Here is a 13,526-nt window from a genome sequence, read left to right as displayed (position 1 = left end):
GCAGTCACGCCAGCAGGGCCGCGACGACGATCAATGCCGGCATTGAGAGGATCGTCGTGAGTAACACGGTGTCGCGGGTGACGACGATCGCCCGGTCGTAACGCGAGGCGAAGTTAAAAATGTTCTGCGCGGTCGGCAGGGCCGACACGGCGACGACCGCGAACAGCTGGGCGCCGTCGAGATCGAACACGAAATGACCGAACAGGTACGCGATGATCGGTGCCAGTACGACCTTGATCACCGTGGCCACGACGACCTGTTTGCGGCCGGTGCCTGCCTGCAGCAGGCGCTGGCCGTGCAGGGACATGCCGAACGAGAGCAAGACCATGGGAATGGCTGCTCCGCCGATGAGCTCGAACGGTGCCAGTACCGGGTCCGGCAGGGTGATGCCGGACACCGCAACGACCACACCGGCGAGTGAGGCGAGAATCATCGGATTGCGAAACGGTTGGGTGAGGATCGATCGCAGGGATGCCCGGCCGTGGGTGGCCAGGTCGAGAATCGCCAGAATGGTCGGGGCCAGAATCACCAGCTGCAGCAGCACCACTGGCGCCACATACTGGGCACTGCCGAGCACATAGATGGCCACCGGCAATCCGATGTTGTTGACATTGATGTAGGTCGCGCTCGACGCACCCAGCACCGTCTCGGCCAACGGAGTGCGAAAGAACAAGCGGGACGCCACCACATAGAGCAAAGCGCCCACGAGGACCGTGCAGACGATGGCGGCCAGAAACTCGGAGAACAGCACCGAGACGTCAGCGTGCGAGAGCACGGTGAACAGCAGCGCGGGGGTCGCGACGAAGTACGCCATGCGGTTGAGCACCCGGCCGGCGCCCGCCCCGACCAGACTGAATCGCTCGGCGAAGTACCCGATCAGGATCACAAATCCGATAATCGAAAACCCGACCAGAACACCGCCCATTTAGTTGAGCCTACGGGTTCACTCAGCTGATCTCCCGCGCGGCCCTTTCGGTCGTGCGATCGACGTTGCTACGATCCAAGCATGCCCCGACTCGACGTTCCTGGCGCTTCCCTCTACTACGAGACTCAGGGAGACCCCGCCTCGCCAGCCCTGCTGCTGATTCACGCGGGCATCGCGACCCTGCGCATGTGGGATCCGCAGGTAGCCGCCCTCGCAGCGCACCACTACGTCATCCGCTTCGACACCCGTGGTTTCGGTCAGACCACGGCCGAGAATGTGGAATTCTCCAACCGAGCGGATGCCACGGCGCTGCTCGATCATCTCGGCGTCGCTCGCGCCACCCTGATCGGCTGCTCACGCGGAGGCACGATCGCGATCGACTTCGCCGTGGCGACGCCCGAGCGAGTCGCGGGCATCGTGACGATCGGGTCAGGGCCCAGCGGGTTTCCCGATGTGGAACTCACCGAGAAGGAAGATGCCCTGTTCGACAAGCTGGATGCGGCCTTCGAAGCCCGCCAGTGGCCGCGGCTGGCGCGGCTCGAGGTTGCGCTGTGGGCGGTTGGACCCACGCGCAAGGCGGCCGACGTAGATCCCGCTTTTCTGGCCCTCGCGCAGGAACTGAATCTGCGCAACGTCATCCACGCCACGGAAGCGCCGATCCTGATTCCGTTGGAGCCGCCGGCGCTCGACCGGGTGAGTGACATCGACGTTCCCGCGCTGGTCACTGTGGGTGAGCTCGACGTCACGTCATCGCTGGCGCAGTACGAGTTCTTGTTGGAGATGCTGCCGCAGGCCAGCGGATGCACGTTCCGCGACACCGCGCACCTGCCGAGCGTCGAGCATCCGCTGGAGTTTCAGCGCGTACTGATCAGCTGGCTCGCGACCAACAGTCTCTGATCCCTCTTCCTCTCCTGCTCCGGGCAGAAACAAACCGCTGCCCGGTTCTCCCACACCCGAACCGGGCGACCCGAGTCAGGAGCGGCGCGCGCCCAGGCGCTCCAGCAGGCGCTCCTCGGCGTCGTGACCGGGCGCGATTCCGGCCGGAATGCGCAGGTAGAAGAAGACGCCGCCGACCCACCACAGCCCGAATAACACCCAAGGCTCGAACGACAGCGCCGCCGGCATCCCGGGCATATACAGGCTGAGCAGGCCCAAGCACAGGGCGGCAGCGGCGACGCCGATCACGACTCCGCCATTACCCTTGCCGCCCACGCGCAGCGGGCGGTCCATTTTCGGTTCGCAGCGGCGCAGCACCACGAAGGCGACGGCCACCAGAATGTAGGCCATGACGATGCTCGGGGCACCGGAATCCACGAGCCAGCCGAGCATCTGCGTGCCGAAGAACGGCGCCACAAACGACAGGGCACCGATGAAGGAGAGCGCGTTGGTGGGGGTACGAAACTTGGGGTGCAGCCTGCCAAACCAGGCCGGCAGCATGCCCGAACGCGCCATGGAGAACATCAGGCGTGAAGCGCCGAGCAGCAGGGAGTTCCACGAAGTGAGAATTCCGGCGATTCCGCCGGCGATGAGCACCTTCGCCATGACATCGCTGCCGAACAAGGCGCCCATAGCATCCGCTGTGGCGATATCGGCCTGGCCGATGGCGGCAGCCGGCATCGACGACGAGGTGGTGAGTACGATCATGACGTACCAGATAGTCGCAAGAATCACAGCGACGACGACAAGCTTGCCGATCTGTCGCGGCGCCACATTGACCTCTTCGGCCGACTGCGGAATGACATCGAAACCCACGAAGAGAAACGGCACCACGACGAGCACGGCGAAGAATCCGCCCATGCCGCCCGTGAAAAACGGTTCCATGTGCACGGTCGAACCACCGGTGAACGACCCGAGCACGAGCATCGCGCCGACGATCAGCAGGAACAATACGACGAAGGTCTGCACGACACCGGCCAGTTTCACACCACGGATGTTGATGCCCGTGATCACGACGGCGGCCACCGCTCCCACCAGCGCCCAGGTCAAATACACCTGCTCGCCGGCGATCTGCCAGAGCGGAATCTGACTCAGGTCGGGAAAGAGGTACCCGGCCGTGCGTGGCAGTGCCACGGCTTCGAACGCCACGATGGTGACGTAGCCGCCGGTGATTGCCCAGGATCCGACGAACGACCAGCGCGGCCCCATGGCTCGCAGCAAAAAGTTGTGTTCGCCGCCGGCCTTGGGCATGGCCGCGGTCAGCTCGGCGTAGGTGAGGCCGACGATGCCCATGATGATGCCGCCGGCGATCATGGCCGTGACGGCACCCAGCGTGCCGGCGTCGTTGATCCAGCCGCCGGTCAGCACGACCCAGCCGAAGCCGATCATGGCTCCGAAGCCGAGAGCGAGCGCATCTCGATTTCCAAGGACTTTGAGCAGAGAATCCGGCGTGTGGTGATGGTGCGTGGTAGTGATGGTGTCCCCGATTGTTTCGGCTCACGTCAACGCTGATGCGACGTCGGATGGTGTGCTGGCCGCGAACCGGTCGGCCCGCCGCGAGCGCTTGTCTGCCTTGATTCTGTCACCCCGGCGGCGCCGCAGAACGTTATCCGTGGCCGACCCAGCGATCCATTGACCGGTAAACGCCGAAAACACGGCCGGCGACGGCGTCCCACGCGGTCAGCGGCAACACGCCGCGGAGCACCTTCGACAGATTCACCGTCCACGGCAGTAACAGCTGCGGCTTGCCGGCGAGCATCGCCCGCCAGACCCGATCCACCACGTATCCCGGCGTCATCAGTGGGGTGAGCAACGGCCCGCGCGCCCCCGTGAACATGCCGGTGTCGATGTAGCTCGGGCACACCGTGGTCACCTTGACCTGCCCGTGGCCCTGCTGCACTAGTTCGAGCCGCAGCGAATCGCTCCAGCCGATCAGGGCCGCTTTCGAGGCGGCATAGACACTCATGCGGGGGGTGCTGAGGGTGCCGGCGGCCGACGCGATGTTTACAATGCGTGATTCGCGGTATCCGCTCGCAATCATCGCCGGCAGAAACTCGCGGGCGATGTACATGGGCGCGAGCGCATTGATCTGCATCGTCGGGCGGGTGTCGGCGCCGTTGTCGTGCTCCCAGAAATACTTGCCGCGCACGATGCCGGCGTTGTTGATGACCACGTCGGGGTCGCCGACCTCGGTGCGCACCCGCTGCGCCGTCTGCGCGATGGCCCCCAGATCGGCGATATCGACAACGTAGGGCGCGATCGTCGTGCGCCCGTTAGACCGATCGTTCAGGATGGCGGTGGTCGCCGCGAGCGCGGCACCGTCGCGATCCCAGAGAATGAGCGCTTTCGCCCCCTCGGCGACAGCGCGCTCGGCATACAGGCGGCCCATTCCCATGGCTGCTCCGGTAATCAGCACGCGGGCTCCGGCGACGGTTCGACTCATACTCCCATCATGCCGCCTGCGGCGGCTTGGCGGGACTACGCTCGATGCAGCGCGCGATTGCGGCAGACCGTGGGGAGGTGCGTATGGACTTTCGGACCCTCGCGATCATCTCCGTGGTCGCCCTGCTCGGGCCGCTTTTGGCTACACCGCGCCGCTGGAACATTCCCGTCGTGATCGGCCAGCTCGCCGCCGGCGTGATCGTCGGCCGCACGGGTTTCGGCCTCATCGACGCGACCGACCCTACGCTGACTCTTCTAGCGGATGTCGGATTCGCGTTAATCATGTTCGTGGCCGGCACGCACGTGCCCGTTCGCGCCGGTGCGATTCGCGCCGCCCTCGCCACCGGCCTGGTAAGGGCAATTCTCGTGACCGTCTCGGCGACCGCCCTCGGCGTGGCGATCGCGATGGTCTTCGGAACCCAGCATGCACCCCTTTATATAGTGTTGCTCGCCTCCTCGTCCGCCGCGCTCGTGCTGCCGCTCATTCACTCGCTGGGGCTGCGCGGCCGATCGATGCTCGAGCTGACCGCGCAAGTCGCGATCGCCGACATCGCAGCGATCGTGGCCCTGCCGCTGGCCATCGACCCGCCCAATGCCGGCCGCGCCGCCCTCGGCGCTGCCGCTGTCGCGCTTCTGGCCGTGGTCATCTACATTGTGTTGGCCAGGCTCGAACGCAACGGCTCTCGCGTAAAGCTGCACAAGCTGTCGGCCAATCGCAAGTTCGCTCTCGAGCTGCGCATCCAGCTGGCCATTCTGTTCGCCCTGTCGGCCGTGGCCGTGTTCAGCCACGTCTCGGTCATGCTCGCCGGCTTCGCTTTCGGCCTCGCCGTCGCTGCGGTCGGCGAACCGCGCCGACTGGCCCGCCAGCTGTTCGCCCTCGCCGACGGATTCTTCGGGCCGCTGTTCTTCGTCTGGCTCGGCGCCTCGCTCGCGCTGCGCGACCTCGCGGACCACCCGGAGATGATCGTGCTCGGCCTCGTGCTCGGTGTCGCCACCCTGCTCACCCACGCGACCACCCGCGTGCTCGGACTCCCCCTGTCGTTCGGACTGCTGTCGGCGGCCCAGCTCGGCATTCCGATCGCAGCGGCAACGATCGGCACCCAGTTGCGCGTGCTCGCCCCCGGGGAGGCAGCGGCCCTGCTGCTGGGCGCGCTCGTGACCATCGCGGTGACCGCGGTGGCGAGCGGATGGGCCAAGCCGCGCGCGGCATCCGTTTCGCCGGTCTGACCGGCAGCCGGCGATCGCCGCCTGCGCCCGCTCCGCGGACTCGGCCGGGTCACGATCGCTGGCCCATTCCTGACGGAATCGCGGGGGTAACCGCAGGGTGGGCACGTGGTCCTGCACGAGGTGCAACTCGTCAGCGGTCAACAGGAACCGAGGCATTGCCGCCCCCGCCCCCAATGATTCCATCACGCGTCCCCGTATAGTCCTTCACCGCCTACCGAGAATGCGCGCGCATCTCGGGCCAGCATCCGCTTTGCTGCACACGATCGTCCTGGGCGTAGTTAGCAGCCCTGGGAAACGCCCATTCGCGTTTGTGGGCCTCAGACGAACATCAGCACGATGCCGGCCACACCGGCGAGAACACCGATGCCGAGCAGCACCAGGCCGATCAGGCGCAGACCCTTGCCGTCGAGGTCGGGGTCGTGCGTGCGGCACTTCTCGGGCTGGCGATTGCGAAACCAAACGCGTACGTCATCTCCGGGCGCCAGGTGGTGCGTCTCCTGGGTGTCGGCTGAACGCTCGTGCACATCGCCGTCGTTATCAAACCAGCGGATGACCGTGGCCGGCCCCGCCTGTGCTGTTCCCGACGCTGTTGTTCCCCACGCTGCGATCACGGCGGTCGTGCGCGTCCAGCGGCCACTGATGCCGCGCACAGACAGCCCGACGATATAGAGGACTGCACCGATGATGAGGCCGACGAGTGTGAGAATCTCGCTCATGATGCCGGCGAAGTCGAGCGCGTGCACTGCCACCGCCATCCGTTGTCACGTGGGTCGTATATATCGAGGTTCCCTGGCGGCGCAAGCACCACTGGCTAAATCGTATCGTTTCACGTCAGGCCAGCAGGCCCGTCTAGGCTGAATCCATGCGATTTGGACTCTTTGTACCCCAGGGCTGGCGACACGATCTGGTCGGAATCGAACCGGCGGCGCAGTGGGCCACCATGAGCGGCCTGGCCGCGCACGCTGATGCGGGCGCCTGGGAGTCGATCTGGGTGTACGACCACTTTCACACCGTTCCGGTGCCGAGCGAGCAGGCCACCCACGAGGCCTGGTCGCTCATCTCCGCTTTCGCTGCGACCACGAAACGGGTGCGCCTCGGGCAGATGTGCACCTGCATGAGCTACCGCAACCCCGGCTACCTGGCCAAGGTCGCCTCGACCGCCGACATCATCTCCGGCGGCCGCATCGAGATGGGCATTGGGGCCGGCTGGTATGAGCATGAGTGGCGCGCCTACGGCTACGGGTTTCCCGGTCCAGGCGAGCGCCTCGCTCGGCTCGACGAGGGTGTGCAGATCATGAAGCAGGCCTGGACCACGGGCACGGCGACCCTCGACGGTGTGCACTATCAAATGGATGGCGCGATCTTTCGGCCGCTTCCGTTGCAAGCCGGTGGTCTTCCCATCTGGATCGCCGGCGGCGGCGAAAAAGTCACCCTTCGCATCGCCGCGCAGTACGCCGATTACACCAACTTCGACGGCTCACCGGACGGCTTTTCGCAGAAGAGCGCGCTCCTGGCCGAGCACTGCGTGGCTCAGGGAACCGACTTTGGGCGCATCGTGCGCTCGGCGAACTACAACACCGTGATCGGCGCGACCGAGGCCGAAGTTGCCGAACGGCTGAACGCGATCGAGGCCCGGGTGGCCCCCTATCTCGGTGCCGAGGGAGCCGAGAAGTTCATGGCCGAGTATCGAAGCGGCAAGGCGCAGGGCGTTGGCACGCCGGAACAGGTCGTTGAGCGTCTGACCGCCATGAAGAAGCGCGGCCTCGGCTACGCAATCCACTATTTTCCCGAGGCGGCCTACGACCGTTCCGGCATCGAACTGTTCGAGCGCGAGGTCATGCCCGCCCTGAAGCAATGATGCTCACCGACAACGAGGTACCGGCCTGGTGGCGCGGCCTCGGCCTGCCCGGACTGGTCGACCTGCACACCCATTTTCTGCCAGAGCGGATGCTGCGGCGCGTCTGGGCGCACTTCGACGAGATCGAACCGCTGATCGGCCACGAGTGGCCGATCCACTACCGCGACGATCAGGATTCGCGCCTGGCGACGATGCGGCGCCTGGGCGTGCGGCGCTTCACCGCGCTGTCCTACGCGCATCGCCCGGGAATGGCGGCTTCCCTGACCGATTTCTCCCTCGAACTGGCAGCGGAGCACGCTGATTGCGTGCCGAGCGCCACGTTCTACCCGGAGGAGGGCGTGCTCGAGCAGGTGCAGTCCGCCCTCGATCGCGGCGCTCGGGTGTTCAAGATTCACGCCCAGATCGGGGGATTCGACCTGCGCGAGCCCCGGCTCGACCCGGTCTGGGGGCTGCTCGCCGATGCCGGGATTCCGGTCGTGATCCACGTCGGCAGCGGGCCGGTGTCCCGGCCGGGGATCACCGGGCCGGACAAGCTTGCGGGAGTTTTGGCGCGGCATCCGCTGTTGACGGCCGTCGTCGCCCATCTCGGCGCCCCGGAATACGGCGAGTTTCTCGATCTCGCCGAACGCTACCCGTGGGTGCACCTGGACACCACCATGGTCTTCACCGATTTCTTCGAGCAGTTCGCACCGTTCGACCCGGCCCTGCTTCCACGGCTGGCCGACCTGCCCGACCGGGTGGTGCTCGGCAGCGACTTTCCCAACATTCCGTACCCGTATGCGCACCAGCTCGAGTCCCTCGAACGCCTGCGCGACCGGGAACCGCGGCTCGACGACGACTGGCTGCGCGCCGTCTGCTGGTACAACGGCCTGCGGCTGATCGGCGAATAGCCTCTATCGGGCGGCGCGGTAGGCGGCGCGCTGCTCGGGGCGGAGGTGCTCGGTGGCGTAACTCAGGGCCGTGCGCGGCATCTGCGCGGTGTGCTGGTCGAGAAATGCGAGCAGCAGGTTTCGGTCGATGCGCTTGCCGACCTCGCGCAGCATCCAGCCGACGGCTTTGTGCATCAGCGGCTGCTTGTCGTTCAGCGGGAGCGCGGCGAGCTCGAGCGTGGTGCTCGCGTCGCCACGCATGATCAGGCCGAGCGTGCCGACCATCGCCACGCGGCGCTCCCACAGAATGTCGCTCTGTGCCAGCTCGGTGAACACGTCGCGCGAGAGATCAAACCGGTACTCACCGAGCAGGGTCGGAGCTGAGCAGTCGACCAGATCCCAGTTGTTGACCCGGCCGCGGCCAAGGGCCCTGAGGTAGGCCTCGGCCAAACGCGTGCGGGCCGCATCGTCGCGGGAGGCGGGCTTGCTCGCCCGCTTGAATTGGGCAACCAGAATCAGCAGTCCAGTCATGCGGTGCTCGTGAATAGGGCTGTCGAGCAGCAGATCGACCTCGTTCAACGGCAGGTCGACGAAACGCTTCACAACGGTGCGCAACACCGGAACTTTCATACCGATAAATACGTCACCCTCGCCGTACTGGCCGGGACCGGTCTGAAAGAAACGAGCAACGCCGACGGCAAGCTCGGGGTCGGCGAGCACGGCGAGATCTTCGGTGACAGCGGAGGCCGTCGGGGAACAGGGCATCAACGCAGACCATCGCGGTCGCATTTCTCAGGTGCTCGTGCAGAACTGCGGAGATTCTCGATCGGTGCGGGCGTGCCTGCTACACAGAGCGCGTATCGAAGGGTGCGGTGCACGACGACGGCGAGCAATCTCCGCAGTTGTGTACCGCCACTCCGGTAAGAAGTGCGCGAACGGGGCCAATGCGGCGATTCTCAGCGCGAAAACCCGGCCAGGCACGTTGTTCGTTGCAAGAAATCGCAAGAAAACGCCGCGCGGCGCCCGATATTCTGAAGGTGTGTCTTTTTGGCGCGCACGCCCGCCGCAACCGCGGCACACACTCGAATCGGAGGTTCCCATGTCGATATCTGTTGAAAAAACACACGTAGCTAACGCTCTGGTCGGAGAGCCCGAGGTTCTCGAAGACACCCTCGCCAAGCACCCCTCCTGGCTCAGCCTCAAGGCAGCCGCGACGGCACTGCAGGGTGTGCAGTCGCAGAACGGGTCGATCACCGACGCCGAACGGCACACGGATGCCGCAGCATCCGTTTCGCGCATCACCGCAGCCATCACCGACCTCGCGCCGCACTTTGCGCACGACGCCGCGTACCTGGCAGCCCTGGTCACCGACTTCGATCGCTGGGTGTCGGAGGAATTCGGCGTGCCCGACTTCTACGACTCCCTGATGGCCTTTCAACCGCAGCAGCACCGCGTGAACGGGCTGCGCCACCTCGTGGTGTTCCCGATGTACACGCAGAACGGCAGCGCCAACCGCCTGGTTGAAGCCGTGCTGATCGAGGTCATCTGGCCGGAATTCGTCGGCGAACTCGAAGCCGGCTACACGAACAAGCTGTTCGTGCCGATTCGTTTTCTCGACTTCACCCCTGGCTATGACACCAACTCAGCCGTGCTGTTTCCCGAGACGGTCGCCATGCGCGAAATTCCGACGTTCACCTGGGGGGCGATCTTCGCCGACCGTGAAGCCGCCCGTTTTCGCCGGGTTGTGCGTGCGGCCGCCGAAATCACCCGGCTCGAGCTACCCGCCGACGCCGCCGCGCTACTGGGCGACCAGCACCTTACTGAAGAAACCTTCGTGATGTGGGACCTCATCCACGACCGCACGCACATGCGCGGGGATCTGCCGTTCGACCCGTTCATGATCAAGCAGCGCATGCCGTTCTTTTTGTATTCGCTCGAGGAGTTGCGCTGCGACCTGACCGCGTTTCGTGAATCGGTCACGATCGAAGGCAGTGAGCTGGCAAGCCCCGAGGCGCGTCGGCACGCGAAGCTGGTGCAGTACGCGGTCATCTTCGACCGCATCTTTCGGTTCGCCATCACCGGTAACCGGGTGCGCAACTATGACGGCCTCGGCGGTCAGTTATTGTTCGCTTGGATGCACCAGCACGGTGTGCTGCACTGGACCGACACCCGCCTCAGCTTTGACTGGGATGCCGTGCCCGAGGTGGTCATTGCACTCGGAGCGCAGATCGACGAACTGTACTGGGCGTCGATCGACCGGCCGAAGAAGGCACACTGGCTCGCGGCCTACGAGATGATCTCGAAGACCCTCACGCCCAACCCCGCGTCGACCTGGGCCCGCGGACTGCCGCTCGACGTACTCGCCGGCGCACCGAAGGGCTACACCGACCAGGTTCTCGACGACGAATTTCCGCTGTCGATGTTCTTCGAAGCGCTCGAGAAGAAGATGCGCACGGTCATCGAATCCACGGCCGGCATCACCGGCAGCGCGGTCGGCTGATGAGCGCCAGCTCGGCCGTCGCTGGTCGCACCGTGCTGATCGCCGGTGCGACCAGCACGGCCGGGCTGGCCGTCGCGCGCTCACTAGCGGATGCCGGCGCGCACGTGATTGCCGTCGGCTCCGCTCGAGCACGACTCCAGTCGGTGCTCGACGTCGCGCCGGACGCCGCGTTGTATGAGTGCGACCTGACGGATTTTGCCGCAGTGACCGCTCTGGCGGCCCAGGTCTCCCCCATCGACGGTCTCATCCACCTCGTCGGCGGCTGGCGCGGCGGCGGCGGGCTCGCTGGCCAGACCGATGAGGACTGGGATTTTCTGCACTCGCACGTGGTCACCACGCTGCGCAATACCACGCGGGCTTTCAATGCCGACCTGCTGGCCTCGTCGGCCGGGCGGCTCGCCATTGTCTCGAGCGTGTCCGTCGACCGGCCTCTAGCTGGCGGCGCAAACTATGCGGCCGCGAAGTCCGCGGCCGAGACCTGGGTGCGCGCGGTCGGTCAAGGATTTACGAAAGCCGGCGACACGGCCGCGGCCGTGATTTTCGTCGTGCGTTCGCTGGACGGGCTCGAGACCGAGCTGGCTACCCGCGTGAGCGGTTTGTGGGACGAGGCGGCGGCATCCGCTAATGGCAGCCGGGTGCTGCTTGCGTCGGAGGATCCCGCTAGCGTGTAGTCATGAGCACCACAGACTCCCCCCTCAGCGACGAGTGGCGGAGGCCCACCCCCAGCGGGCCGAGCCTGCGTAAGGACCTGTGGGTCGCGCTGGTTCTGGCCGCCGCGACCGCCGTGAGCGTGTCGCTCACCCGTACCTCCGGCGTCTTCAGTGACTCCCCGGTGTGGATCGTGGCGTTGTGGGTCGCACTCATCACCCTGCCGCTCGCGCTGCGTCGTCGCTGGCCCGAAGTCGTGGCTCTGACGGCCTCGGTGGTTTTCGCCGCCGGCGCCATGCTCGAAGCCAGCGACATGCTGTTCTCCAATATCTGCCTCTATATTGCTCTCTATTCGGTCGGTGCCTGGGGCCGCCACCGCATCGCCGCCAAGTGGGTGCGGGTCGCGATCGTGGCCGGCATGTTCATCTGGCTGTTCGCGCAACTGATCGTGCAGGCCAACCAGCTCACCATGATGCCCGACCTCTCGCGCGACGGCTTCTTCTCCCCCTACGCGGCGTTCGGCGTTCTGCAGGTCTTGATCAATCTGGTCTATTTCGGTGCGGCCTGGTATTTCGGCGAATCCGCGTGGATTTCCGCGCGCAACGGCGCCGCCCTGAAAAGCAGCACCGCGGAGCTCGTAGCCGAGCGCGAGCGCACGGCCGCCCAGGCCATCACCCTGGAACGGGTGCGCATAGCCCGCGAGTTGCACGACGTCGTCGCCCACCACGTGTCGGTCATGGGCGTGCAGGCCGGCGCGGCCCGGCGCATCCTCTCGAGTGACCCCGGGCAGGCGGCCGACGCGCTCACCATCATCGAACAGAGCGCGCGCAGCGCGGTCGATGAACTGCACACCATGCTCGGAGCCCTGCGTGGCGACGATGCGCCGGGTAGTGAACCCACCAGCCAGAGCAGCAGCACGCGCGGCATCGCCCAGCTCGGCGAACTTGCCGACGAGAGCCGCACCGCCGGCGTTCCCGTGCGCTTGTCGATCGTGGGCGATGAACGTGCGATTCCCGCCACGATCGGCCTGAGCATCTATCGCATCGCCCAGGAAGCGCTGACCAACACCCGCAAACACGGCGGCCCCGGCGTCAGCACCGACCTCCGCTTGCGCTACGAAACGGATGCCGTCGAGCTCGAGATCACCGACGACGGCGTCGGCCCGCGGCGACAATTCGCCGCGGCGCTGCCCGGCGGCGCGAGCGCCGAGACCACCGGGCTCGGACAGCGGGGCATGCGCGAACGGGTCGCTGCCGTCGGCGGCGAACTGCACCTCGGGGGACGACCGCGCGGCGGCTACCTCGTGCGTGCCCGGTTTCCGCTCATGAAACGAGAGAACGCATGAGCGAGCCGGCCGGCATCCGCGTGCTGCTCGTCGACGACCAGGCTCTCGTACGCGCTGGGTTTCGTATCATTCTGCAGTCCGAGCCGGGCATTCTCGTCGTGGGCGAGGCCGCCGACGGCGCCGCCGCTCTCGTTTTGGCCCGAACGTTTCAGCCCGACGTCATCTGCATGGACGTGCAGATGCCCGGCGTCGACGGCCTCACCGCCACCCGGTCCATCGTCGACGACCCGTCGATCCACGCCGCGGTGCTCATGCTCACGACCTTCGACCGCGAGGAATACCTTTTTGCCGCACTGCAACACGGCGCGAGCGGTTTCATCCTGAAGAATTCCACGCCCGAGGCGCTGATCGAGGCCGTTCAGGTGCTCGCCCGCGGCGATGCCCTGCTGGCCCCGGATGTGACCCGGCGCGTGATTGAGCGATGCGTGAACCCGGGTGGGGCATCCGTTTCACCGGTTGCAGCGGTGCCGAGCGAGCTGCAGGAGCTGACCGAGCGCGAGTCCGAGGTCTTCGCGCTGCTGGCCCAGGGCCTGGCCAACGCCGAAATTGCCGCGCAGCTCTTTCTCGGCGAGGCCACGGTGAAATCACACGTCTCCAAGGTGCTGATGAAGCTCGGGCTGCGCGACCGCATCCAAGCCGTTGTCTACGCCTACGAGCACCGCGTGATCGTGCCCGGAGGCGCGCTCGAGGCGTAGCTCCGCCGCCCGGTGGAGACCGGTTCACCCGCCAGGCGGATGCGTCGCCTGAACGCCCCGCGCTACCGTGAAGGCACACGC

Annotated in this window: 13 protein-coding genes; 8 read left to right on the top strand and 5 right to left on the bottom strand. The window is 66.1% G+C overall.

Translation table 11 applies throughout. The features are described 5' to 3' along the window. Nucleotides 1-4: 4 nt before the first annotated feature. Nucleotides 5-925, bottom strand: coding sequence for an AEC family transporter (locus CXY78_RS15130; protein WP_092338217.1), 921 nt, complete (start codon nucleotides 923-925; stop codon nucleotides 5-7). 81 nt (nucleotides 926-1,006) lie between these two features. Between CXY78_RS15130 and CXY78_RS15125 the strand changes: the two genes are divergently transcribed. Continuing rightward, on the top strand, nucleotides 1,007-1,822 hold the full coding sequence (locus tag CXY78_RS15125; protein ID WP_092338219.1) for an alpha/beta fold hydrolase: 816 nt from the start codon (nucleotides 1,007-1,009) through the stop codon (nucleotides 1,820-1,822). Nucleotides 1,823-1,897: 75 nt separating this feature from the next. Here the strand turns inward: CXY78_RS15125 and CXY78_RS15120 are convergent, their stop codons facing one another. Together CXY78_RS15120 and CXY78_RS15115 are read right to left on the bottom strand one after the other, a co-directional pair. Continuing rightward, entirely contained in the window at nucleotides 1,898-3,301 is a 1,404-nt protein-coding gene (locus tag CXY78_RS15120; RefSeq protein ID WP_255409993.1) for an APC family permease, read from the bottom strand. Nucleotides 3,302-3,467: 166 nt separating this feature from the next. Next, entirely contained in the window at nucleotides 3,468-4,304 is an 837-nt protein-coding gene (locus tag CXY78_RS15115) for an SDR family NAD(P)-dependent oxidoreductase (protein ID WP_104090040.1), read from the bottom strand. An 83-nt stretch (nucleotides 4,305-4,387) separates the two neighbouring features. On the opposite strand from CXY78_RS15115, the gene CXY78_RS15110 reads away from it, so the two are divergent. Next, nucleotides 4,388-5,530, top strand: a complete 1,143-nt coding sequence (locus CXY78_RS15110) for a cation:proton antiporter (protein WP_092338223.1) — start codon at nucleotides 4,388-4,390, stop codon at nucleotides 5,528-5,530. Between the two features lie 317 nt (nucleotides 5,531-5,847). Here CXY78_RS15110 and CXY78_RS15105 read toward each other — a convergent pair whose 3' ends face one another. Further along, nucleotides 5,848-6,279 carry a DUF3592 domain-containing protein gene (locus tag CXY78_RS15105; RefSeq protein WP_233197275.1) on the bottom strand — a complete coding sequence of 144 codons (432 nt, stop codon included), beginning with the start codon at nucleotides 6,277-6,279 and terminating at the stop codon, nucleotides 5,848-5,850. Nucleotides 6,280-6,392: 113 nt separating this feature from the next. Between CXY78_RS15105 and CXY78_RS15100 the strand changes: the two genes are divergently transcribed. Together CXY78_RS15100 and CXY78_RS15095 are read left to right on the top strand one after the other, a co-directional pair. Next, nucleotides 6,393-7,388, top strand: coding sequence for an LLM class F420-dependent oxidoreductase (locus CXY78_RS15100; protein WP_092338227.1), 996 nt, complete (start codon nucleotides 6,393-6,395; stop codon nucleotides 7,386-7,388). Next, nucleotides 7,385-8,278: an amidohydrolase family protein gene (locus CXY78_RS15095; RefSeq protein ID WP_233197274.1), complete on the top strand. Its 894-nt coding sequence runs from the start codon at nucleotides 7,385-7,387 to the stop codon at nucleotides 8,276-8,278. Before CXY78_RS15100 ends, CXY78_RS15095 begins: the two co-directional genes overlap by 4 nt. A gap of 3 nt (nucleotides 8,279-8,281) precedes the next feature. On the opposite strand, the gene CXY78_RS15090 is transcribed toward CXY78_RS15095, so the two are convergent. Beyond that, nucleotides 8,282-9,022, bottom strand: a complete 741-nt coding sequence (locus CXY78_RS15090) for a DNA alkylation repair protein (RefSeq protein ID WP_104090037.1) — start codon at nucleotides 9,020-9,022, stop codon at nucleotides 8,282-8,284. Between the two features lie 334 nt (nucleotides 9,023-9,356). On the opposite strand from CXY78_RS15090, the gene CXY78_RS15085 reads away from it, so the two are divergent. Genes CXY78_RS15085 through CXY78_RS15070 form a run of 4 tightly spaced genes read left to right on the top strand, consistent with a single transcriptional unit; the run spans nucleotide 9,357 to nucleotide 13,445 of the window. Further along, nucleotides 9,357-10,757 (top strand): DUF6421 family protein, encoded by a 1,401-nt coding sequence (locus tag CXY78_RS15085; protein WP_092338229.1) that lies wholly within the window; start codon nucleotides 9,357-9,359, stop codon nucleotides 10,755-10,757. Further along, complete coding sequence (locus CXY78_RS15080; protein WP_092338231.1) at nucleotides 10,757-11,428, top strand: SDR family NAD(P)-dependent oxidoreductase; 672 nt, start codon at nucleotides 10,757-10,759, stop codon at nucleotides 11,426-11,428. The genes CXY78_RS15085 and CXY78_RS15080 overlap by 1 nt, the downstream gene beginning before the upstream one ends. 2 nt (nucleotides 11,429-11,430) lie before the next feature. Then, on the top strand, nucleotides 11,431-12,750 hold the full coding sequence (locus CXY78_RS15075) for a sensor histidine kinase (RefSeq protein ID WP_104090035.1): 1,320 nt from the start codon (nucleotides 11,431-11,433) through the stop codon (nucleotides 12,748-12,750). Further along, complete coding sequence (locus CXY78_RS15070) at nucleotides 12,747-13,445, top strand: response regulator transcription factor (RefSeq protein ID WP_092338234.1); 699 nt, start codon at nucleotides 12,747-12,749, stop codon at nucleotides 13,443-13,445. The genes CXY78_RS15075 and CXY78_RS15070 overlap by 4 nt, the downstream gene beginning before the upstream one ends. Nucleotides 13,446-13,526 lie beyond the last annotated feature (81 nt).

The sequence above is a fragment of the Cryobacterium sp. N19 genome, from assembly GCF_002929595.1.
Classification (GTDB): Bacteria; Actinomycetota; Actinomycetes; order Actinomycetales; family Microbacteriaceae; genus Cryobacterium; species Cryobacterium flavum.
The sequence above is the reverse complement of the archived record's forward strand: the minus strand, read 5'-3'. Positions and strand labels throughout refer to the sequence as shown.